The 24045-nt window shown below is 51.4% G+C and carries 20 protein-coding genes; 10 read left to right on the top strand and 10 right to left on the bottom strand.

The window, feature by feature from the left end; genetic code table 11:
• Positions 1-178: 178 nt before the first annotated feature.
• From MKX63_RS14315 to MKX63_RS14290, 6 genes are all read right to left on the bottom strand, one after another.
• On the bottom strand, positions 179-1252 hold the full coding sequence (locus MKX63_RS14315; protein ID WP_341017842.1) for a response regulator: 1074 nt from the start codon (positions 1250-1252) through the stop codon (positions 179-181).
• Between the two features lie 159 nt (positions 1253-1411).
• Positions 1412-2131, bottom strand: coding sequence for a trehalose operon repressor (gene treR, locus MKX63_RS14310; protein WP_341017841.1), 720 nt, complete (start codon positions 2129-2131; stop codon positions 1412-1414).
• An 84-nt stretch (positions 2132-2215) separates the two neighbouring features.
• Positions 2216-4201 carry a PTS system trehalose-specific EIIBC component gene (gene treP / locus MKX63_RS14305; RefSeq protein ID WP_341017839.1) on the bottom strand — a complete coding sequence of 662 codons (1986 nt, stop codon included), beginning with the start codon at positions 4199-4201 and terminating at the stop codon, positions 2216-2218.
• Positions 4202-4281: 80 nt separating this feature from the next.
• Positions 4282-6015, bottom strand: a complete 1734-nt coding sequence (gene treC / locus MKX63_RS14300) for an alpha,alpha-phosphotrehalase (RefSeq protein ID WP_341018649.1) — start codon at positions 6013-6015, stop codon at positions 4282-4284.
• A 575-nt stretch (positions 6016-6590) separates the two neighbouring features.
• Positions 6591-7694, bottom strand: coding sequence for a Gfo/Idh/MocA family protein (locus tag MKX63_RS14295; protein ID WP_341017838.1), 1104 nt, complete (start codon positions 7692-7694; stop codon positions 6591-6593).
• A gap of 24 nt (positions 7695-7718) precedes the next feature.
• A complete protein-coding gene (locus MKX63_RS14290; protein ID WP_341017837.1) occupies positions 7719-8378 on the bottom strand; it encodes a ThuA domain-containing protein in 660 nt (219 codons plus the stop codon).
• Positions 8379-8584: 206 nt separating this feature from the next.
• Between MKX63_RS14290 and MKX63_RS14285 the strand changes: the two genes are divergently transcribed.
• The 6 genes from MKX63_RS14285 (at position 8585) to MKX63_RS14260 (ending at position 15126) form a co-directional block, all read left to right on the top strand.
• Positions 8585-9430, top strand: coding sequence for an AraC family transcriptional regulator (locus MKX63_RS14285; RefSeq protein WP_341017836.1), 846 nt, complete (start codon positions 8585-8587; stop codon positions 9428-9430).
• A gap of 324 nt (positions 9431-9754) precedes the next feature.
• Positions 9755-10861 (top strand): hypothetical protein, encoded by a 1107-nt coding sequence (locus MKX63_RS14280; protein WP_341017835.1) that lies wholly within the window; start codon positions 9755-9757, stop codon positions 10859-10861.
• A 215-nt stretch (positions 10862-11076) separates the two neighbouring features.
• Positions 11077-12108, top strand: coding sequence for an ROK family protein (locus MKX63_RS14275; protein WP_341017833.1), 1032 nt, complete (start codon positions 11077-11079; stop codon positions 12106-12108).
• A gap of 101 nt (positions 12109-12209) precedes the next feature.
• Positions 12210-13409: an MFS transporter gene (locus MKX63_RS14270; RefSeq protein ID WP_341018647.1), complete on the top strand. Its 1200-nt coding sequence runs from the start codon at positions 12210-12212 to the stop codon at positions 13407-13409.
• A gap of 204 nt (positions 13410-13613) precedes the next feature.
• Entirely contained in the window at positions 13614-14219 is a 606-nt protein-coding gene (locus MKX63_RS14265; protein ID WP_341017831.1) for a hypothetical protein, read from the top strand.
• Between the two features lie 100 nt (positions 14220-14319).
• Positions 14320-15126, top strand: coding sequence for a hypothetical protein (locus MKX63_RS14260; protein ID WP_341017830.1), 807 nt, complete (start codon positions 14320-14322; stop codon positions 15124-15126).
• An 80-nt stretch (positions 15127-15206) separates the two neighbouring features.
• On the opposite strand, the gene MKX63_RS14255 is transcribed toward MKX63_RS14260, so the two are convergent.
• Positions 15207-15887: a GDSL-type esterase/lipase family protein gene (locus MKX63_RS14255; protein WP_341017829.1), complete on the bottom strand. Its 681-nt coding sequence runs from the start codon at positions 15885-15887 to the stop codon at positions 15207-15209.
• A 238-nt stretch (positions 15888-16125) separates the two neighbouring features.
• Here MKX63_RS14255 and MKX63_RS14250 point away from each other — a divergent pair, with 238 nt between their 5' ends.
• From MKX63_RS14250 to MKX63_RS14235, 4 genes are all read left to right on the top strand, one after another.
• Positions 16126-16809, top strand: coding sequence for a pectate lyase (locus MKX63_RS14250; RefSeq protein WP_341017827.1), 684 nt, complete (start codon positions 16126-16128; stop codon positions 16807-16809).
• Positions 16810-17125: 316 nt separating this feature from the next.
• Positions 17126-17896, top strand: a complete 771-nt coding sequence (locus tag MKX63_RS14245) for an amino acid ABC transporter substrate-binding protein (protein WP_341017826.1) — start codon at positions 17126-17128, stop codon at positions 17894-17896.
• A gap of 29 nt (positions 17897-17925) precedes the next feature.
• On the top strand, positions 17926-18585 hold the full coding sequence (locus MKX63_RS14240; protein ID WP_036731532.1) for an amino acid ABC transporter permease: 660 nt from the start codon (positions 17926-17928) through the stop codon (positions 18583-18585).
• 15 nt (positions 18586-18600) lie between these two features.
• On the top strand, positions 18601-19344 hold the full coding sequence (locus tag MKX63_RS14235; protein WP_341018645.1) for an amino acid ABC transporter ATP-binding protein: 744 nt from the start codon (positions 18601-18603) through the stop codon (positions 19342-19344).
• 354 nt (positions 19345-19698) lie between these two features.
• Here MKX63_RS14235 and MKX63_RS14230 read toward each other — a convergent pair whose 3' ends face one another.
• From MKX63_RS14230 to MKX63_RS14220, 3 genes are all read right to left on the bottom strand, one after another.
• The gene (locus tag MKX63_RS14230; protein ID WP_341017825.1) at positions 19699-20853 is read right to left on the bottom strand and encodes an AI-2E family transporter; all 1155 of its coding nucleotides are present in this window, start codon (positions 20851-20853) and stop codon (positions 19699-19701) included.
• 520 nt (positions 20854-21373) lie between these two features.
• Entirely contained in the window at positions 21374-22438 is a 1065-nt protein-coding gene (locus MKX63_RS14225; RefSeq protein WP_341017822.1) for a suppressor of fused domain protein, read from the bottom strand.
• 217 nt (positions 22439-22655) lie between these two features.
• Positions 22656-23840 carry an NAD(P)-dependent malic enzyme gene (locus MKX63_RS14220; RefSeq protein WP_341017820.1) on the bottom strand — a complete coding sequence of 395 codons (1185 nt, stop codon included), beginning with the start codon at positions 23838-23840 and terminating at the stop codon, positions 22656-22658.
• Between the last annotated feature and the right edge of the window lie 205 nt (positions 23841-24045).

Below are 24045 nucleotides of genomic sequence, written 5' to 3'. Positions count from 1 at the left end.
CTCACTCCATTCTAGTAGGTTAACTTGCATGTTTATCTCTATAAAACCAAATCATTCTCACAAAATTCTCACAAATGATCGAAAAATGTCGGTAAATTGGACAAAAAGTCAAAAAAAGAAGCAGAGCACACGAGTACACGTGAACGCTCTGCCTTTTGTTGATTTATATTCGCTGCGGTCAGGAATAGCCTTCCTTAAGCCGGGTATACATCTGCTGCATGCGCCGGTGCTGGTCTTCAGCCGGAAAAAGCTGCAGCAGCTGGCGGTAAAACTCCTCATTCTGCGGATCGGCCAACAGACAGGCATAGAACCGGTCCTCCGCTGCCTGAAGGGAACCACCTGATACCGCCTCGCCAATCAGCCGGAGACTGAGCTTCTCATAGATCAGACGGTATTTCTCTTCCAGGGAAATCTTCCATACATATGGCTTCCCCTGGAACAAAGGTCCCCGGTAGAGGCCAAAGAGCTTCTCCAGCTGCTCTGCCTCCAGACGCGGACCTGTCAGCATCTGTCCCGCCTGCTGATATTGCATAACGTCGTAGACGAATGAACCGGTATCCAGCGTATAGCCCTCCGGGGTCTTCTTGATTCTCATGGGGAGGGCTGCTGCTTCCATGACTCTTTTCACCCTATAGATAGCTGTGTGCAGATTGCGAAGAACCCGCTCTCCATCCATATCCGGCCAGAGCAGCTCCGACAGCTTCCATTTATCCACCTCACGGTTAGGATGACAGAGCAGATAGGCGAAGAGTTCCTCCGAGATCCGCGTAGGGAATTGGAGCAGCTGTTGCTCTTGGTTACGCACCTCCAACCGTCCAAATCCCGTAACTACCGGGGCTTGGGCTTCTATATTAGAAGCAGCTGCCTGCCGCCCCGGCGTTCTCCGGGAAGATTGCTGTCTGGCTATACGGCCGTACACCCGCTCTATCGCTTTCGGGGTAACAGGCTTGACAATGTAATCCAAGGCCTGAACATCGAAGGCTTCCAGCGCATAATGCGCATGACCTGTCGTAAACACAATATGCGCCTGCTCCGACACCTCACGAATTCGATGGGCAAGCTCCAGTCCGTTCATCTGCGGCATCTCTACATCCAGAAAAATAATATCCGGCTGCAGCTCCGGCAGCTGTTGCAGCGCCTCGGCAGGATTGGTGAACGTACCGGATATCGTGAAGCTCTCATGACGGCTGACCAGCACCTCCAGCAAATCCAGTGCAGGAATCTCATCTTCCAAAATTACGGCAGTGTACACCTAAGCCACTCCTATGATCGAGTTTGACTATTTGTATCCAGTATGAATATAACTGATAATTTTACCAGTATTATTAATAGTATAGCTTAACTGCCGGATAGACATCTATAATTAATGAAATTTTAAATTAATTGTCTGATCTGTTCCTGACCTGACCGTTCACCGCCTAACCCGTCTCGCAAAATCCACAAACTGAAACTTGTCCAGCCGGTGCCGGGATTCGGTGTATTGGAACAGCACAGTATTCTCCAGATACACATAGTTCCGCACCACAACAATATGCTGGTATTGCTTCAGGTCCAGCAGACGCTGATCCTCCCCGGTCACGGGCTCAACGGAGATCAGCTTTTTGGCATAACTGATCTTCAGACCCAGTTCAGACTCAAGGTATTCAAAAATAGAGCCTGCTGCGATCTCCTTGCTGAGAAAGGGAACGATATCGGACCGGAAATAATCCTTATCCAGAATAATCCGCTCGGCTTCGATCTCTCTGGCACGAACCACCTTCCACACCGGAGTCTCTTCAGCAATGTGCAGATGCCGGGAGAGCAGGGAGCCTGCCGGCTCCAGGACTGTCTCTTCTACCAGTGTCCGTGAGGGAACCCCGAGTGTCCCGGTCAGCTCCTGAAATGAGATCAGTCCGGTTACGGGGAAATCCATCCGCGTCATATCCAGCACGAACGAGCCCCTGCCTTTGATTTTGTTAATATAGCCCTCGCGGTACAAAAGATTCAGCGCCTTGCGCACCGTCTCCCGCGAAGTCTTATAAGCCTCAGCCAGCTCACTCTCAGAGGGCAGCTTGGTCCCGGGTGTGAGCTGGCCGGACTGGATACGGCTGCTGTATTCCGTATAGATCTGCACAAATATATTCTCTCTCATCGAACATCACCGCCCTTAATGGTAGAAAAACAGCCCCGCAGGGCTGTCCTACATTCCTTATATTGCATGTCTGATCCGCACGGGTCAACCCTTAAGATGAACGGTTAGAATACGGGTCTGCTTCGCCGTGGCCGGTCCGCTCTGTTCCTCGATCCGTTCCACCATCTCCTGCCCGGCAGGGATGATAATTGGAGTAATTAAAGGATACCCGGCGGCACGGATGGCCTCCATATCGAATTCCAGCAGAAGCTCGCCAGCCCGGACCTTATCGCCGACCTGCTTCGTTGTGGTGAACCCTTCGCCTTTGAGCGACACGGTGTTAATTCCGACATGGATCAGCACCTGGACTCCGCTGGCATGCTCCAGAATCAGCGCGTGCTTACTCTTGATCACGTGGGCTACCGTAGCCTCAAAGGGAGCATAGACCTTGCCTTCGGAAGGTTCAATCGCAATCCCATCCCCCATCTGCCGCTCAGCAAAAGCGGGATCAGGAACCTGCTCCAGCGGTACCGCTGTTCCGTTAAGCGGTGACGCCAGCTCCAGGATATTCACCGGCTCCTGCTCCAGCGAGCCTTGTACGGAACTGCGGCTGCTTAGCTCAGGGGCTGTAACAGAAGAATCGGCTGCTGCTACGCCTGCTGTTGCTTGCGCTTTGTTCAGTGCACGCTGTGCAACCGCCCGGCCATACAGCACAGTGGCCGCAAACGGCACGATCAGGACAATCGCCATCCCGATGAAGAATACGCCCCACTGGTTAGGGAAGATCGACAGGAAGCCCGGAATCCCTCCTACCCCGATGGAAGTGGCCCGGACCTGATTCAATGTGAGCAGCACCCCGCCTATCGCGGAGCCGATCATTCCGAAGATGAACGGATAGCGGTAGCGGATATTCACCCCGAAGATGGCCGGCTCGGTAACTCCTAGGAAGGCCGAGACGGATGAGGTCACCGCCAGCCCCTTAGTCTTCTGTTCTTTAATCACGAACATCATCGCCAGTGCGGCCGCACCTTGGGCAATATTGGAGAGCGCCAGCATTGGCCAGAGGAAGGTGCTTTTCTCGCTGCCGATTAGCTGGACGTCCACGGCCAGGAACGTGTGATGCATTCCTGTAATGACGAGCAGCGAATAAAAGCCGCCATAGATCAGGCCGCCAAGGATGGCGAAATGATCGAAGATATACACCAGACCGGAGGTGATGGCATTCGCAATGCCGAACGTAACCGGACCGATGATGGTGAAGGCCAGGAAGCCTGTAATGAGCAGCGTCACCGGCGCAACGACCAGCAGCTTAATGGAATCATGGACCCGCTTATCCAGAAATTTCTCAATTGCGGACAGAATATAAGCCGATACCAGAACCGGCAGCACCTGCCCCTGGTAGCCGATCCGCTCCAGATGCCAGCCGAACAGGTTCCAGGTTGGAACCGTCCCGTTCGTTGAAGCTTCCGCATACCCGTAAGCACTTAATAAATCCGGGTGAACCAGAATCAGACCCAGCACAATCCCGAGCAAAGGACTGCCGCCGAAGCGGGTCACTGCCGCCCACCCGATCAGTGCGGGTAAGAATGTAAATGCCGTACTGGCAATCGTATTAATGATAGCAGCAATATCCTTCCACTGCGGATAGACATCCACCAGCGAATCGCTGAAGAAGATCCCCGGGCCGGTTAGAATGTTGTTGATTCCAAGCAGCAGACCCGCAGTGACGATGGCCGGAAGAATGGGAATGAAGATATCGGCCAGTGTCTTGATGATCCGCTGAAGCGGATTCAGGTTCCGGGCTGCGGCTGATTTCACCTGATCCTTGGAGGAACGGGCGCCGCCGGTCAGCTTAATCATCTCATCATATACTTTATCTACCGTCCCCGGTCCGATGACAATCTGGAATTGCCCTTGGGAAGAGAATTGTCCCTTCACCAGATCATTGCGGTCCAGCGCCGCCGCGTCCACCTTACTCTCGTCATAGAGCGAGAACCTCAGGCGCGTCACACAATGCGTAGCTACCTCAATGTTCTCCTTGCCACCCACCGCCTGGACGATCTCTTCAATATTTTTGCGGTCTATAGCCATATTGTCACTCCTCGCATAGTTAATGAATGCCTGGTAGCCCTCTCAGATTTTAACGTACATTCACGCAATTTCGGTCTCTTCTAGTTCCGGCTGACTAGCCACAGATATGAAGCATATGGGCGAAGCTGAAGCTCTTGCGTAAGTGCAGGATGCTCTCCGGTATTGCCAAGCAGGAGCTTCCCCTTCCCCTTAGCGCTTAAGTCCGCCCAGTGATCATCCGGAAGCCGGAACATCATCTCTTTGCTGCTGAAGTTCGAGACCACGACAAGCGCTTCATGATCTCCGGTCCGCGCATAAGCGAACACCTCGGGATGTCCTTCGTCCAGCCTGCGGTATATTCCGTCCGCAAAAATAGCGTGCGATTTGCGCAGAGCGATCAGCTTGCGGTAGTGATGGAAGATCGAATCCGGCTGCGCCAGCGCCTGACGCACATTGATGTCCGGGTACCTTTCATCCACTTTTAGCCAAGGCGTTCCGGTGGTGAAGCCTGCATTCGCGCCCTCATCCCACTGCATCGGCGTCCGGGAGTTGTCCCTTGAACGTTCCTGCAGAATCACGAGCGCCTCTCCGGGGCTTGCTCCCTGCTCACACAGAATCCGGTACATATTCAGCGACTCAATATCGCGGAATTCTTCAATCCCCCGCCATTTGGGATTCGGCATCCCGATCTCTTCTCCCTGATAGACATAGGGTGTACCCTGTAATCCGTGCAGTGTAGTCGCCAGCAGCTTGGCACTCTCCTCGCGGTACTTAGTGTCGTCTGTGAACCGGGAGAGAGCGCGAGGCTGATCGTGATTGTTGAAAAATAAAGCGTTCCAGCCCTCGCCCTCCTGCATCCCGGTCTGCCACTCGCTGAACAGCCGCTTAAGCGCTTCGAAATCGTAAGGCATCAGCTCCCACTTCCGGCCGTTCGGATAATCCACCTTCAGATGATGGAAGTTGAAGGTCATTGAGAATTCCCGCCGCTCGGGACTAGAATAACGGATGCACTGCTCAAGTGTGGTAGAGGACATCTCGCCCACCGTGACCAGCTCATGCGGGCCAAACACCTCATCGTACATCGCCCGGATGTATTCGTGGACCCGCGGGCCGTCTGTGTAATACTTCCGCCCGTCGCCCGGCGGCACACTCCCGTCATCATCCGGAAAGCGCTGGTCCTTGGAGATCAGGTTGATAACATCCATCCGAAATCCATCCACACCCTTGCGGGCCCAGAACAGCATCATCCGGTTCACCGCGCTGCGGACCTCTTCGTTCTCCCAATTCAGATCCGCCTGTGTCTTGTCGAACAGAGTAAGGTAATATTGGCCTGACGCCTCGTCGAATTGCCAGGCGGGACCCCCGAACTTCGACTGCCAATTGTTCGGTACTCCCCCGCCCGTAGCCGGGTCCTTCCAGATATAATAATCGCGGTAATGATTATCCCGGCTGGAGATCGCCTGCTTGAACCACTCATGCTCTGTCGAGGTATGGTTGACTACGATGTCTGTCATCAGCTTCATTCCGCGCCGGTGCAGCTCCGCTACGAGTTCGTCGAAGTCCTCCATCGTACCGAATTCCGGGTTGATCCGCTCATAATCCGCCACATCGTAACCGTTATCATGTCCGGGCGAGACATAGACCGGCTGGAGCCAGACAATGTCAATCCCCAGCTCCTGCAAATAATCCAGCTTCTCCGTCAGTCCTCTGATATCACCGGTTCCGCTCCCTGTCGTATCCTTGAAGCTCTTCGGATATACCTGATACACCGTAGACCGCCGCCACCATTCCGTTGGCCGGGCTTGACTCTCTTGATTCACATGAAGCACCTCCATGAAGAACTTGTTGACATACATTACACCTGTATATACAAGTTCAAACAGAAGGGAGCCTGATTAGTTGAGGAGGATGCTCTCACACCAACGGATACATTAGGCCCATGTGCCTGCCTGCGGACACAATGTATGCTGTTTTTGACATACATTCGGGCCGGGTGCCTGCTTGCGGGCACAATGTATGCTGTTTTTGACATACATTCGGGCCGGGTGCCTGCTTGCGGATCTATGTATGCTGTTTTTGATATACATTAGGCCCATGTGCCTGCTTGCGGACACGATGTATGCTGTTTTTCACATACATTCGGCTCACGTACCCCCTACCTGCAAATTGTGTTCGGTTTTCCGCATACATTTGCCCCTCGCCCACCCCAACCTGCACATTGTGTTCGGTTTCCCGCATACATTTGGTCCACGTACCTTCACGCCGAGTCTCCTCCACTCCACCTCACAAAAAAACAGCGCCCCTCCCCACAACCGGGGACAGAACGCTGCCTGTTGAATTCCTATTATCTTTACACTCTTCGCTTCATCGCTTATTCGCGCTGCTTTTCGCTATACTTAGCTACTATTCGCTACTCCAAATATCCCTTAATCAGTCCCGGAGCCAGCGGCTTCGGCTGGTCGCAGGTGGTGGTCAGCTCGGCATAACGCTTCGAATCGGAGCTGGTGTGGAAGGCGTGCATGATCTCCAGCACATGGTTCGCCAGCTCGCCGTTTGCGCGCGGAGTCTCACCAGTCCCGATGCAGCGGGCCATATCAGCCACGCCAATGCCCCGGCTGTTGCCTTCATAGCTGTGCACCACCGGAATCTCCTTGAACTCTGCGCTATGCGCCGGACGCAGGAGGATCGGGCCGCCGAAGGTGTTCGGGTCCGGCACAATCAGGGTGCCCAGCGAGCCGTAGATCTCAATGCGCGGCAGTGTGCTGTGCCAGACATCGAAGCTGGTAATCATCGTGGCGACAGCACCGCTGGCGAACTGAATCGTTCCGGCCACATGCGTAGGGACTTCAACCTCTACTACCTTGCCGAACTTCTTCTCACTGGTGATCGTCCGGGTAGGGAACGAGGTCTTGGTCATGCCGCATACCGTAGCTGCCGGACCCAGCAAGGATACCAGAGCCGTCAGATAATACGGTCCCATATCGAACATCGGGCCGCCGCCGGCCTGGTAATAGAACTCAGGGTCCGGGTGCCAGCTCTCATGCCCGTGGCAGAGCATGAAGGCTGTCGCCGCTACCGGCTCTCCGATATAGCCGTCTGCGATCAGCTTCGCACAGGTCTGCAGGCCCGCTCCGAGGAAGGTGTCCGGCGCGCAGCCGATGAACAATCCTTTTTCCTTAGCCAATTCAACCAGCTCAGTCCCGTGCTCAAGCGATAATGACAGCGGCTTCTCCACATAGACATGCTTGCCTGACAGCAGCGCCTGCTTACACACCTCGAAGTGGTAATTCGGCGTGGTCAGATTCACGACAATCTCAATCTCCTCCGAAGCCAGCAGCTCCGCTGTCGTCCATACATTCGGAACCCCGTACTGCTCTGCAGCCTGCTGCGCCCGCTCCAGATTCAGATCCGAACAGGCGTAGACCTCCGTATTCTTGAAGGTTCCGGTCAAATTCTCAAAATAAATACTGCTGATATTTCCGCAGCCGACAATCCCGATTTTCACTTTACGCACGCTGTTTCCCACCTTGTCCTTCATTTATTTGGCTGCCCACAAGAAGCCCCGGCGCATCAGTTCCTTGGCCTCCGGAATATCGAACACATCCGCATGATGTCCAAGCGCGTTATAGAATACCTTGCCCTGGCCCCATTTCTTCGTATAGACCACCGGCATCGTGATCACACCATTGGCCGAATGCTCCCCTTCACTCATCACAAAAGTGGTAGTAGCCAGTACATTCACCGCCGGATCCACATGTAGATAATACTGCTCCGACTTCACCATGAAGTCCTGCATACCTTCCACAATCGGGCTGGAGCCGGATTTCACGATGTTCACTTCATAATCCACCCCATCATTGAAGGGATGTGCCACCCATTGCGATCCGGTCAAAAATTGCCATTCCGTATTAGTACGGAAGGAGTCACACATCCCGCCGTGACAGCCTGCGATACCTACGCCGGAAGCCACAGCCGCCAGAACTGCCGAGCACTGCTCCCCCTTGATTTCGCCCATGGTCCACACCGGTACAATCAGGTTCAGCGCCTTCAGCGCCTCCGCATTATTGAAGCTGTCCAGCGTATCAGAGACTTCAACCTCGAAGCCTTCGTTCGTAAGGATATCTGCAAAAATTGCCGCTACCTCATTCGGTTCATGCCCGTCCCATCCACCTTTTACAATCAATGCCTTCTTTGCCATATCAAGCTCTCCTTTTTGTCCTATTTATCCAAGTCCGGGTTATAGATTGATTAAGATCAGGTCTTCCTGAAGAAATTGTAATCCATTGCAGCCGTTCCTGCTCGTCATTTTGCTTGTGGGAATGGTCATTTTTTGCTAAATTTAAGACTGCATGATGTGGCAAGCATCTAATTACTGAAACCGCTTCCTGACGAACCGCCGGGAGGATGAGAACAGGAGTAACCATGAGAGCGTTTCACGAGAACCGGACGTACGGCTATGCGTTTCCCTTCACGGCCTTTGTTAGCCGGAACATTAATTTCCTGGCCCACTGGCACAATGATCTGGAGATTGTCTATTGTCTGGAGGGTTCGATAAGAATGGGGATCAACTCCGAGACACGGGTGCTGACCGCCGGGGATCTGGCCGTATGCAGCAGCGGAGATATCCATTATTATGACAGCAAGAACAGCGAGTCCAAGCTGCTGATGATTATTTTCAATCCTTCCCTGATCGGATATCCGGCAGGCTGGCCCCTGAATAAGCGGCTGATGTCTCCTTTTCTGAACCAGGGCAAGTCTCCTTCTGAACAAGGTAACCCCCGTCTGCCTGCAATTATGCAGGAGCTGCTGGAGGAGTATCTGGAGAAGCCCCCGCATCATGAACAGCTGGTGACCGGTCTGCTGCATGAGCTGTGTGCGCTGATTCTGCGGCAGATGCCGCTGGATATCGTGAATCCGCATAAGGATAAGCGGCGCATTACGAATATGAAGATTATGCAAGAGGTGCTGGAATACCTGGATGTCCATTACATGCACCCTATCACCCTGGCCGATGCCGCCCGGCATGCCAATATGAGCCTGTTCTACTTCTCCCGCTTCTTCAAAAGCATCACAGGCATGAGCTACGTGGCGTACCTGAACAGCATCCGCGTCAACCAGGCAGAACGGCTGCTGCTGGGTACCGACAAAAGCATTCTGGATATCGCGCTGGAATGCGGCTTCACCAATATCCGCACCTTCAACCGGGTGTTCAAGCAGGTCAAGCTGAGGACACCGGGCGAGCTGCGTTAGTATTCCGATTCCGGTGCCTCTTTTACAGAAAATTAGAGAATATTGGATAAGCATAGGTCGAATCCCAATACTCCTGACATCAGCCCTACGGTTACGTTAACTAGGGACGATGTCATTAGCCTTCTGATACACTCGCGTAGGTGCCAACCTTACAACAATGAACAAAAAGAGACAACTCCGGAAGCTTGGTCACTTCGGAAGATGTCTCTTTTTTTTATCCATATGCTTGGTTGGAGCAGATTCTGATACTAACTCCGCACCAAACCATGAAGTCTGAATATTCATATATTAATTTCAAATATAATGACAGGAAGGGATGAAGGAATGGCCATTTTATCAACAGGACCGATCGAAAATAGCCCGGTTAACGGGATGAGGCCCACTCAGCAGGTTACTGTTAAAATCGTTAACCACAGCGTTGACCCGGCTTCCTCAATATCCATTCAGGGTTATTATCTAAACGCGGAAACAAGGATTATGTATGTTAATGAAGTACTCTCTATTGCAGAGAATCAAGTCATCACGAAGAATTATTACGCTGATTTTAATGGTTTTGAATTTATATTTGTTACACCTGATCATCTTATTGATATGAATGAACCTGTTCAAATATCGGTATGGGGCAAGAATAGCACAGGTCAACTGGTAAGCGCACACCGCTTGGTATCTGAAGAACTGCTTGGAAATCATAACGGCGGAGAGAAAGGAGCTACTGGAGCGACAGGACCTATGGGAGAGCAAGGTCCTCCTGGAACCACTGGACCTACCGGAGCAGGCGCAACGGGTCCTACCGGATCAACAGGTCCACAAGGATCAACAGGACCAGCAGGCTCAGGGGCAGGGGCAACAGGCCATACCGGGCCTACTGGCATCACTGGAATGACAGGCATAACCGGACTCACGGGTGTGACTGGACTTACAGGCGTCACTGGACTTACCGGCTTCACCGGACTTACAGGCGTCACTGGACTCACTGGTGTCACAGGAGTCACCGGGGCTACTGGCACCCTTTCAACAGCTTATGCCGTTAGCTTTGCAGATTCTCCTACTGCAGCCGTTATTCTTGCTTCAAATGAAAAAATAAATTTCACCGCACCCGCTCAATCTCTTGGTATTACATGGGATGCCACATCAAAAGATTTTATAGTTACTGCAAATGGGGTATATCAAGTAACGTGTACTGTTTTTGTTGCAAGTGGTTCGGACGGAGTGTTTGAGTTGATGAGTGGGCCTGTACCCTCACCTGTAAGCAGGTCAATCGCATATGCAAGCTCCTCTGGTTCTGTTACCATGTTAGATATTTTCTCATTGAACGCTAACGACAAAATTGCCGTTAGCAATGGCGGCAATGTCAGTGTTACGATGCTAAGCGGCACTTATGACGGAAGAACTCCAAATTATGCAATGATCACTATCGTCAAAATCTCCTGAGCCTAAGTATCACGTAACAAGGCAGTTGGATTTCACTAAATCATAATTAAGGTTCGTATTGGCAGGGAAGTCAGAGAACCCTGCCAATATGAGCTTTTTATGCGTTATACGACGAAATAATTAGCTCTTGCCCTTTCACTGTAAACTGACTACAATACACTTATTACAACTCTTTTAATAACCTCGATAAAATTATCCCGGAGGGAAAATCCGCTATGGCTCAGCCGTCTCATAATACACAACTGATCAAGAGAATAAATGTAGAGCTGGTGAAAAATGCGCTGCGCACCTCCGGCACCGGCACCAAAGCTTCGGTCGCAGGTCAGACACGGCTAAGTGTGGCTACCTGCGGCACCATCCTGAATGAATTGGTCCAGACGGGTGAAATTCTGGAACTGGATTGGGAGGAATCCAGCGGCGGCAGACCGGCAAGGAAATATCAGTTCAATGCAGATTACTCTTCTATCATCTGTATGATTGTGCGTGCGGAGGACGGCCGGCAATCCATTACCTGTGCGCTTGCCAATCTGAACGGTGAAATCATAGAGGAAACTGTTAAGGAATGTGACGAGATTACTCCAGATACCCTTGGGGACTGGCTGGATGAGATTATTGCGGCCCATCCGAATGTGCAGGCCATCGGCATCGGCATTCCAGGGGTCGTCCAGCATGACCGGATAGGGATCTGCGATGTCCCCGCGCTTGCTGAGCAGCCGCTCGGACTTCTCCTGAAGGAGCGCTATGAAGAGGTAGAGATCATCATTGAGAATGATATGAATCTGACAGTGTATGGCTTGTACCAGAAGCTGCTGCTGGATGAAGAGAGTCATTTTGCTGTACTCACCTTCCCCAAGAATCATTATCCGGGGGCCGGCTTCATGGTGAACGGACGTTTGCTGAACGGCAACAGCTTTTTTAGCGGTGAGGTGTCTTATCTGCCTTACGGCATAACCCGAGAAGAGCAGCTCCGGCTGCTCCAGGGTGCAGGCGATCCCCGCAAGCTGGCCGTACATGCACTGGTGTCGATCATCAGCATCATCAACCCGGCCACCATTGTTATCACAGGCGATAATATCTTGCCGGAGATGCTGGAGGATCTGCGCAGCGGATGCCTGGACATTATTCCGCCCGAACATATGCCTGAGCTTATGATTCAGCGGGATACCCGGCAGGAGTACATGAGCGGACTGATTACCACAACCACGGAAAGCCTGAATTACCGGTTCCACCTGGTTGAACGCAAATAAGACAAATCTATTTTATTTTCATCCAGGAGGCTATTACTGTGAAAGCTCAATCCGGCAATTCCGCCAGCGCACCAGGCAACAAACGTAACACCGTCTATATCATGCAGCTCGTGACAATCTTCCTCGGCTTTGTCGTCTTTGGCATCTCCGAGAATATCAAAGGACCCGCGATTCCGCGAATTCAGCTTACGTTCAATCTGGATGAAGGCCAGCTTGGCACCCTGCTCTCGCTGAACGCGCTGGGCTATCTGATCGCCTGCTCCTTCACCGCTGTGCTTGTCCGCAAATGGGGCATCAAGGCCGTCACTATGATTTCATTCGCTTCCATGGTCCTCTCAGGGGTGCTGATCTACCTGTCACACAGCTATCCGCTGTTCGCCTCCTCTTACTTCCTGATGTATATCGGGAACGGGATGCTGGAGATCGGACTGGCAATTCTGGGGGCACGTATTTTCGTCAAAAACACCGGGTTCATGATGAACTTATCCCACTTCTTCTATGGATTAAGCTCCACCGTGGCGCCGCTGCTCGCTACCGGAGTCATGTCGATGAGCGTGTTCGGACATCTGCTGGACTGGCGGGGGATGTATCTGGTCATGCTATCGCTCTGTCTGCTGCCAATTCTCTCGGCGCTGCGCAGCACGTATCCCGGAGATGATCTTCCGCAGGAGGACCGCACCTCCTTCCGCACTCTGACGCGTGATCCTGCACTCTGGATGATGGTGATGATCCTGTCCTTCGGCGTGGTCTCGGAGCTGGCCGTGGGCGGCTGGCTGGTTAACTTTCTGGAAAAAGCCTATGCCTGGGACACCATCCGGGCTTCCGGCCTGCTCTCTGCTTTCTTCCTTGTATTCTCTCTCGGGCGGCTCGTGCTCGGCGCACTGACGGACCGGATCGGCTTCGTCCTCTCGCTGATCATCTTCTCCTGCTTCTCGGCGGTCTGTACCTTCGCCGCCTTGGCGGGCGGGGAACGTCTCGCCTTCCTGTTCGCATTATCCGGGGCCGGGATTGCTATTATCTATCCCACCGTTATGGCCTTCATCGCCCGCCGGTACCCGAACGGAAGCGACACCGCCATTACCTTCGTCGTGACCCTGATGGGCCTCGGCAGCGTCATCGGCAATTACATTATCGGCTGGGTGATTGAAGCCGTCAAAGCATTTTACGGCTCCACCACTGAGCTCGGCCTGCTGCGCGGACTCCAGGCGGGGTACGGCTTCATCGGCTTATGCGCTGCCGTCTGCTCCCTGTCGGGCATCGTACTGTATGTGTATTTGAAGCGGAGGCGGGAGTTGATCTGAGGGAGACAGGCTATGAATCATACACTTTGATATTTAGATTATATTTTTAAATTTTACAATTGATATTATATTTTTGGATACAATATATTATATTGTATATTTTTAACTGGATATATTGAATATCATTTACATATTAAGGGATTTAATGTAAGGTATAGACTATGCATTGGCCAATGTACTATTCTATGCGAGAGAAGGGCTTAAATGAAAAAAATAGCTGCTTTACTTTCCACTGCGCTATTGGCGTTAACAATTGGAGTAATACCTGCCAATGCGGCAACACCTGATGGCAGCGATGGCTCTGGAATTGGAGCATCAGTAACTATACAAGGAACTCCTACAATTGAGAATGAAACAAACTCAAGTATTTCTCCTATGGATGCTGGATACTCCTGGAACACCTACGATATTCGTCCGGAATCCAGTAAAACATTCCTTTCAAGAAAGTTTGTCAGGTACTTAACCGAGAGTTGGGCAATGGCCTCAGGATATACTTGGAGTAAAGCACAAGCAACTTCACTTACTTTCAGCACAAATCTCACATCAGAAGCTATTACTAAAATGAAAGCTCAGTTCGGATTATCAGCAGGTTACACAACCACTTATACTGTTGCCATCACCTTACCCGCAAGTGCTACCAAATACAGTAAATTGGCTTTTGGTGCTGATTATTATACTCAAAATTTTTCATTTGTTAAAACAACTCATTATCAAACTTCCTATGGTTCCGGCACGGTAGTGGATCAGAGAGTATACTCAAGCTATCTCCAGCCTACACAAAATACTTACCTTTACGTTATCTACCAATAATCAACTTAGAATAAACATAAAATGTATATTTCAATAGTATTAGTCCAATGCAAAGCATTGGACTAATACTATATTAATTTTTTGGAGGAAGATGAACTAGATGAACAAGAAATATACACTTCCACTTATAATTTCATCAATTTTTTTGTTAACAGCAGCACTGTTCATATATTCTTTTTCAATAAAAGAAAGATATTCAACAGCTCATTTTATCCAATATAATTCCTCAATTGCTGCAAAAGAACAGACCAATTACACTATAGATTTAGCCTACTTTATTAAAAAGAACCATAAAGATAAAATATCCTCGAAGAACATCACATCGATCGCTTTTAAAAACTCTAAAACAACCTTAATTCAATCCTTTAAACTTGTTAAGAGCGATTCTTCTAAAATGTATGATATTAGAAATATATCTGTAGATGTATCATTTCCACAATCAGGTAAAGAAAAAGTGAATTACATAGACATAAATTTTGATGATAACACTCATGAAGAATATCCGATTGGTGACTGGAACTTTAATATATCTAACGACAATAACGAAGAAAAGTTGGTGATGAGTGATACTTTTCCGTTAGTCTCTAACGATTTTGACGGATATCAATTCAGTTTCACCAACACCACTGCCAAAGATATTAAGGTTATTGATGTAGAGGTTGATCTGAATGAAACTTCTTTAGATAAACAATCGATTATGATTGATCCCCAACAGACAAAGAAAACGTTAATAAAGGCTGACATTAAAAATAACAATAAATTTTATATTATAAAACCAAAGCTATCGTATGTTTACGATAATAAAATTTATTCTTACTATCCGTTTGCCACCTATTACGGTTTCTTGAGTATGACCGACGATGATATAAAAAAAGAAGTAGACAAAACAAGTCAGGACCCTATTTGAGGGTTAGACATCATTCACTCACAAAACAGGCATGGCGCTTCAACCTGACAGTGCTATTTTCACGTCTCTGCGCCTGCCTCTTACAAATACCCCTTAAGATTATTCAGCACCACTGCATACCCGTTAGCATACATATGAACGCCGTCCATCGTGTACTCTGCCTTCAGATTCCCTTCGGCGTCCGTCAGTCCCTCATTCACATTAATGAACTCATAGCCGTGCTTCACCGCGAGCTCCTCCACGGCCCGGTTCGCTTCGAGCAGCGCCGCATTGGTTCTCGTTCTGAAGTAGTTCGCCCGCAGCTCCTCATCCATTCCGGGGAATTCAGCCTTGGCATTCACCGGGTAATAGGCCATGACATACACCTTGCACTCCGGCAGCCGTTCCCCGATCCGGGTCAAGATCTCATTGTAATTCGCAAGCAGCTTCTGAGGCTCATACTCCCCGTCCGCTGAACTGATGTCGTTCGTGCCGATATTAATGAACAGCCGCGAAGGCGCAAGCTCTAGCACACATACCTCCAGCGCTTCAAGCAATTCCCGGGTCACATAGCCCGCAATTCCGCGGTTATAGATGACCGTCCGCTTCTCCAGCCTCTGCTGCAGTTCATTCACCGGAAAAAACTCCATCAGCGAAGAGCCCGCCAATACGGTCTGCCCTTGCAGCGCCAAGGTGTTCAGAATGCTGTACTTCTTCACCTTCTCTTCTTTCTCCTGTTGCATTTGCTTCTCCCACATTGCGTCAAGCTCTTCCTCAGTCATTCTCAATTCCTCCGTTTCTGTGCTCTACTATTCTACTATTGTTATCCTTTATCTCTCAGCTTGCAACCCTTACCTAATTGTGTCTAAAATATGTAAATTATTCTCATTAAAAGGATTTTGTTCTATGCACACGTGTTCTGAATAGGCTAGATATCGGGTGCTGTCAGAGGTGCACATCTGGCTGGTTTGCCCGCAAAGGACCGGTACGCCGGACCTAATTCTAGAGTTGAAGGGCGGAATGTTTTTGAAAAAGGTAGTTGGCTTGCTCCTGTCGGTTGCACTGTTGTCTTCGTTCTATGTTGCCAGTCCCCCCGAGGTATCTGCCGCAACGCCCATTGTGGTGAACTCGACGATTGTCGTACCGGCCGGACAGACGTATGACGGCAGCGGCCAGACATTTGTCGCCAATCCGAGTACGCTTGGAGACGGCAGTCAGGCAGAGAACCAGAAGCCTATCTTCCGGCTGGAGAAGAATGCCACACTCAAAAATGTAATTATCGGCGCTCCCGGCGCAGACGGGGTGCACTGTTACGGTAACGCTACCATCTCCAATGTAACCTGGCAGGATGTCGGCGAGGATGCCCTGACCCTGAAGGCCTCCGGCACCGTCAATATTACAGGCGGAGGTGCGTACAAAGCCTACGATAAAGTATTCCAGATCAACGCCGCAGGCACGATCAACATCAAGAATTTCAAAGCGAATGACATCGGTAAGCTGGCCCGCCAGAACGGCGGAACTTCGTTCACGGTGAACTTCACTCTGGATAACTCTGATATCTCGAACGTCAAGGATTCCATCTTCCGTACAGACAGCAGCAGCAGTGCCGCCAAAATCACCAATACCCGCTACCGCAGTGTGCCTGCCCTGTTCAAGGGCTTTGCCTCAGGCAAGACGAGTCAATCGGGCAACACGCAATATTAAAGGTGGAAGAGTAAGAAAACTGGCTTAAATACAGCAGCCTGAGGCTTACCGCATATAGCTGTAATCTGAAACCGTCTTCATTCCGGCCTGCCGGGAGGGAGACGGTTTGGCCGTTCAAACGGACGGCCAAGCACATGTGAACACGCTCAGCTCGCAGATGGAGGAGTCAGATTTATTTTGGACACATCTGCCCCTCTCAACTCTCTCAACTCTATCGACATGAACTCACATGATATGTTATTATGATACACTGATAACGTATTAACGAACTAAAGCAATCGGATGCGGCAGGCAATCTACTAGGGGGATTAGAGAGATGAAGAGACAGGGAATATGGGTTCTACTTGTAATTATGGCGCTTGCAGTGGTCACTGGCTGCACCAGTTCAGGCGGTAAGGACGGGAAGCTGGTGATCGGCATCGACGATAAGTTCGCCCCGATGGGCTTCCGGGATGATAACAATGAGATTGTAGGCTTTGATATCGATTATGCGAAGGCGGCTGCCGCGAAGATGGGCCGGGAGGTTACCTTCCAGCCGATTGACTGGTCCGCCAAGGAGTCTGAGCTGAATAGCGGACGGATCGATATGATCTGGAACGGATACACCATCACGGATGAGCGCAAGGACAAGGTGTTATTCACGAAGCCTTATCTGGAGAACAGTCAGGTGGTCGTTGTGCTGGCGGATTCAGCACTTGCGAAGCTTCAGGATCTGGCCGGTAAGGAAATCGGACTTCAGAGCCTCTCCTCTGCCGCCGATGCCCTGGATGCGAATCCGATCAAGGCCGAGCTTGGCGGCGTGTCTGAATTCACCGACAATGTACTGGCACTGACCGACCTGAAGTCGGGCCGTCTGGACGGGGTGGTCATCGATGAGGTGGTTGCCAGATATTACATAGCCAAGGAGCCGGATACGTACAAGCTGATGGAAGAATCGCTGGCCCCTGAGCAATATGGTATCGGAATTAAGAAAGGTAATGAGGCTCTGCTGGATGAGCTGCAGAAGGCGCTGGATGAACTGGGCAGTGACGGAACAGCCGCCGGGATCTCCACCAAGTGGTTCGGAGAGAATAAGGTATTGAACTAGATGCTATCGTTTAGGAGCCGGGTGTAGACATGGATATCGATTATATTATTAGAATTTCCGGACCGATGCTGGAAGGCGCCCGGACTACGGTGCTGCTGTTCCTGATCGTAATCGTGCTGTCCATTCCGCTCGGGATGGTGGTTACGCTGATGGCCAAAAGCACGTTAAAGCCGCTGGCCTGGATCGCACATGCTTATATTTACGTCATGCGCGGAACGCCGCTCTTGCTGCAATTGTTCTTCTTCTGCTTTGGCCTGCCGCAGATTCCCGTGATCGGGGAATATCTGGTCATGGACCGTTTTGTAGCGGCCAGCCTGGGCTTTATCCTGAATTACGGCGCTTATTTCGCCGAGATTTTCCGGGGCGGGCTGCTCTCGATCGATAAAGGCCAGCATGAGGCGGCCAAGGTTCTGGGGCTTAGCCGGTGGCAGACACTGCGCAAGGTCATTCTTGCTCAGATGTTCCGCGTGGCACTGCCTGCGGTTGCCAATGAGTCCATTACGCTGGTCAAGGATACCGCTCTGCTGTATGCCGTAGCGGTGCCGGAGCTGCTGAATTTCGCCAAGACGGCGGTGAACCGTGATTTCACGGTCACGCCTTTTGTCGTAGCGGGCGTCATTTATCTGCTGATGACCCTGGTGCTGACCTTGTTCTTCAAGCTGCTGGAGAAACGTTTCAAATTTGAGTAGAAGGGCTGTATGGCTATGAGTAGCATGATTGAAGTACGGCAATTGAAGAAGGACTTCGGCAGCCTCAGTGTGCTGAACCAGATAAGCTTTGACGTGAAGCCCGGCGAAGTCGTTGCGGTGATCGGGCCCTCGGGCTCCGGTAAAAGCACCATGCTGCGCAGTCTTGTGCATCTGGAGGAGGTCACCGGCGGCAGCATCTCGATCTGCGGCAAAACGCTCGTTGAGAACGGGCGCTACGCCAGTACGGCGTCGATCAGAGACATCACCTCAAGCATGGGGATGGTGTTCCAGCATTTCAATCTGTTTCCGCATCTCAGTGTGCGGGACAACCTGGAGCTTGCCCCGCGCACGCTGAAGCGGGAGCGTGTGCAGCAGATCACGGCCAAGAGCCGGGAGCTGCTCGCCAAGGTTGGCCTCTCTGACAAAGCAGACGTCTACCCCTCCACGCTGTCAGGCGGGCAGAAGCAGCGGGTTGCTATTGCCCGGGCAATGATGCTCAGCCCGGACATTCTCCTGTTCGATGAGCCGACCTCGGCGCTTGATCCTGAATTGACCGGCGAGGTGCTGCGCGTCATCCGCCAGCTGGCCGAGGAGAACATGACGATGATGATCGTTACCCATGAGATGAGCTTCGCCCGCGATGTCGCGGACCGCGTCTTCTTTATGGACAACGGGGACATTGCCGAATCCGGCACGCCGGAGGAAATCTTCGGCAGTCCGAAGCTGGAGCGGACGCGGGCGTTTTTGATGCGGGAATAGCAGCGGGTAGAGCTTGACAGCTCGAGTAGTGCGTGGCAGCTTTGCGGCTGAAGCCTCATGCTGGTCAGAACACAGAGTGGCCACCCTACTCCTCATGGTGATTCTAATTGAAGAAGGCCTATCCCAGCCATATGATGGCTTTTGGGATAGACCTTTTTTGGGGTTCAGATCAGTATGCGGTTGTATCGGATATATACGCACAGCTCAGAACGCAACGTGTGAAGCAAGTGGATTTAGTCCATCTAATTTCGCGCTACAGACACACTTTCAGAGATTAGTTGGATAAACAACACTTACTGGGGCCGACTTTCGGCGAATCCTTAGAATTGGGCAGATTAGGTGTACTTTTTCCACCTACTCCCCCGCTTCCGCAGAAGACACCGTCCCCCCGGGCACCTGCTCCAACGGTCCCATAGGCGCTGCCGGCTCCGGCTCCTCGTCCCAGCGCTTGCGGAGGAACAGCTGGTAGAGCTTGATGATGATGATTTTGAGCATCATATAGACCGGAATAATAACCAGGATACCGATGATTCCGCCGAAATCGCCGCCTGCCAGGACGAGAATGATGGTGGTAAGCGGGTGGATATCCATGCTTTTGCCGAAGATATAAGGGGCCACCAGGTTGTCTTGGATCTGCTGTGCAACGAGCACGACCACAATCGACCAGATTGCCGTAGACGGGGACTCGATCAGACCGATGATGAAGATCGGCACAGTAGACAGAATCGCTCCGATAAACGGGATGAAGTTCATCAGCACCGCCACCAGCGTCAGCAGCAGCGCATACGGCAGGCCGATAATCAGGAACCCGATGTACATGAGCACGCCCAGCGCCAGATTGACCAGCACTCTGCCGACGATGAAGCTCCCCATCACGTTGTCAATCTCGGCAACCACCCCTGCGCCTTCCTCATGATAACGTTTGGGGAAGAAGCTTACGACCTTATCGCCGAACTTCCCGCCCTCCTTCAGCATGTAGAACAGCAGGATCGGAAAGGTGAACAGCACAATCGCAAAATTAGAGACAAAGGAGAACAGCCCGGTCACATAGCCCGTTGCCAGTGAGAAGCCTGTATTCAAATAGCCTATCAATTGGCTGGACAGGTTCATATTCTCAGGAAGCAGTCCCGACAGCAATTCAGTGTTCTCCAGCTTGCTCAGCTGCTCCCCTACTGCCCTCAGCACACCCGGCATATTGTTGACCAGGTTCAGCAGCTGACTTTGCAGCGAAGGCCAGACCCCTACCGTGAAGCCCAGTAACAGCATAGCAATCACCAGATAGACCAGCAGGATCGCCAGCGTCCGCTTCATTTTGCGGGAGGACAGGAAGTCAATCAGGGGCCGAAGCAGATAATAGAAGAAGACGGCGAGCATTAACGGCACCATCACAACCTTGAACAACGAGATAATGGGGGTAAAAATAAAGTCTACCAGTGAGCTGACATAGATAATGCCCAGCACCAGCAGCACGGCAATACACACGCGGATAAACAAATTCAATTTGGCCATAGCAGACTCCCGTTCTTATATTTTAAGCAGCGTTTCTTATTCACTTAAATATAGCCGGGGATTCTTAATTCAGACTAAACCAAGTCTAAAGATAAGCTAAAGATTGGATCTTCAGGCCGTCTATCCGTTAGAATGATGACAAGTGGAAACGGTACCATCCTTTTAAAGGACGGTACCGTTTCGGCGAGAAATAGAAGGATAATTTGAAGCATTTTAAAAATCATCCTAACGGATGAATAAGATTACCTTTGCGCGAACACAATGTATGCTGTTTTTGATATACATTCAAGCTGTGTGCCTGCTTTCGAACACAATGTATGCTGTTTTCCATATACATTCAGGCCGTATGCCTGCTTGCAAGCACAATGTATGCTGTTTTCCATATACATTCTAGCCATGCGCCTGCTTGCGAACACAATGTATGCTGTTTTTCATATACATTCAGGCCATATACCGCTATACCAGCCCATTCTATTCGGTTGTACGCATACATTATCCAGACTTCAGGCCTTGGCTCTGATTATCCGATAGTTTGGACCACATTCCCTTCCTGGTCTTTGATGTAGGTCTTGCGGATCTGCACCTTCAATGCTTTGGCGGCAGACAGCCGGAGCTCCCCTTCCTTGGGCTGAAGCTTCTCCTCCAGCTCCAGGACCGCCTCTTCCGTCAAGCCGAGGCTCACAAACTCCTCGTTGACCACACTATCGTTATCGGGTCTGCGCTCCAGCATCACCTGCAGCTTCTTGCTGGTCAGGGTCAGCGGCTTCCCCTTCAGCAGACGGCCGCGCAGCAGCTTGGCTATAGTCGGTGCCTGCCTTGCGCCTATGGTCAGGACAGCAGGTGCTGTGCCGAACAGACGGCTTGTGCCGGGCTCATAATCCAGTTCATCTACATACAGAATGCCCGTCTGTGATCCGTCACGCCGGGTGCCCTGACGCACCGCTTCCTGGATGGTAGGGAGCCGAAGCAGCGAATCCCGGGCAAGCTCGGTGATATAGAGAGGGAGCACCTCCTGACTGGCCTCCAGGAAGGCATTGGTATTCCAGGACATCATCGCTTCCAGCTCGTCCGCTGTGATTCCTACCATCTGCAGGAATTCCACACGGCCGTTCGGTGTATCCACAGCCGGAAGCTCCGGGTCATCAGTGAACGCCAGCGCCGTCAGCCGGGTATCAGCCCCGAGGCATATCGGGCCATTGGCATCCAGATGATGGCCGGAAGCAAAGATATTGCCGCTGGAGAATACATATCTGGCCATGTTCTGCAGCAGATTGATCGCCCAGGCTGGAGGCTCCTGCTCGCCGCTTCTACGCGCCAGACGGAAGGTCAGCTCGAAGCCGTAGCCGCTGTATTCAAGGTCTTCAGACTCCTTCTCATACAGCTCGGAGAAGCCGAAGGTTACGAAATGCCAATGCGGGTATGGCTGCTCCGCTGCATAGGCGCTGATTCCGTTCAGCGGGTCATTGCCCCCCAGGCTATAGGGCAGCATTGCAGCATAATGCTTCGGTTCCTGTTGTCCGTATAGCCCTGTCATCTGTTCCTCTATCGCATCCCAGCCGATGGCTTCCACTTCTTGCTCACTCATCTTGTTCCCTCCGATATCAGATTTATGTACAACCGGGCACTTCCATATCCGGCCCTGAATCTCCCGTTCATTACCCCAAATTCCGAGATCATAACCAGCGCCAAGCGGCTCTCTCGCCTACAGTAGCACACTTCCTGAGCAACACCTCCAGCTTGCAAAGAAAACGGCAAGCTCATCTGACGAGCTTGCCGTTTGTGTATCTTCATTAATATAGGAATCAGTTAATGCCGACCAGCAGGTTCTTGCGGGCTACACCGCTCTTAGCTGCCGCTTCAGCTACAGCCATGCGGATTCTCTCTACTACACGCGGGTCGAAGGCATCCGGGATGATATATTTCTCATGCAGCTCAGACGGGTCAATGACGGAGGAGATCGCCTCTGCAGCCGCCAGCTTCATGTCTTCATTAATATCCGTAGCTTCACAATCCAGCGCCCCTCTGAATATCCCAGGGAAGCACAGCACATTGTTAATCTGGTTCGGATAGTCGGAACGGCCGGTCGCCATAACTCTTACATGCGGCGCGGCAATCGCAGGATCAATCTCCGGCATCGGGTTCGCCATGGCGAACACAATCGGGTCTGCGGCCATGTTCAGCACATCTTCCAGCTTCAGCACATCCGGTGCAGAGACTCCGATGAAGACATCCGCGCCTTTGATCACATCGGACAGACTTCCGATTTCCAGATAAGGGTTCGTAATCTGGGCAAAATCGCTCCAATGGCTGCGCTCATAATCCGCCAGCCGGTTAATCGCGCCCTCCCGGTCCACGCCGATCAGGTTCACCGCTCCGGCATGCAGCAGCATTTTGGAGACGGAGATGCCTGCTGCACCGATGCCGTTGACTACGATTTTGACATCCTTGATATCCTTGCCGCATACCTTGAGTGCGTTCAGCAATCCGGCAGTTACGACAATTGCCGTACCATGCTGATCATCATGGAATACCGGAATGTCCAGCTCCGCTCTTAGTCTGGCTTCAATCTCGAAGCAGCGCGGAGAGGAAATGTCCTCCAGGTTAATGCCGCCGAACGTCGGGGCAAGTGCTTTTACAATCGCAATAATCTCTTCGGTATTCTTGGTGTCCAGGCAGATCGGCACGGCGTCTACGTCCGCGAACTGCTTGAACAGCGCTGCCTTACCTTCCATAACCGGCATGGCCGCCTTCGGCCCGATATCGCCAAGCCCCAGTACAGCTGTGCCATCGGATACGACAGCTACGGTATTCTTCTTCGTGGTTAGCTCGTAAGCCTGGGACTGATCGTCGGCAATCGCCTGACAGACCTTCGCCACACCCGGCGTATAGACTTTGGACAGGTCGTCTTTGCACAGAATCGGATGCTTCAGGGTAGTTTCAAGCTTACCGCCTTTATGCAGCAGCATAATTTCTTCTAATAGTTCCATATTAACTCCTCCATTCAACTGGTTAACCATTGGTTGCATCTTTCTCGAATCTTTCTATATATAGCGGAGCTTCCTGTATCCGAACCTTTCCAGACCCGGTTGCAGCTCCGTCAACTATGCATTTCATATGCTCCTGTAGTCATTCTCCGCGATAATGAATAGATTGGCAATACAAAAGCTGACATCCGCAAATTGTCCATGATTT

It is taken from the genome of Paenibacillus sp. FSL R7-0179 (assembly GCF_038002265.1).
In the GTDB taxonomy this organism is placed as follows: Bacteria; Bacillota; Bacilli; order Paenibacillales; family Paenibacillaceae; genus Paenibacillus_AQ.
This window is presented reverse-complemented; position numbering and strand designations above follow the sequence as displayed.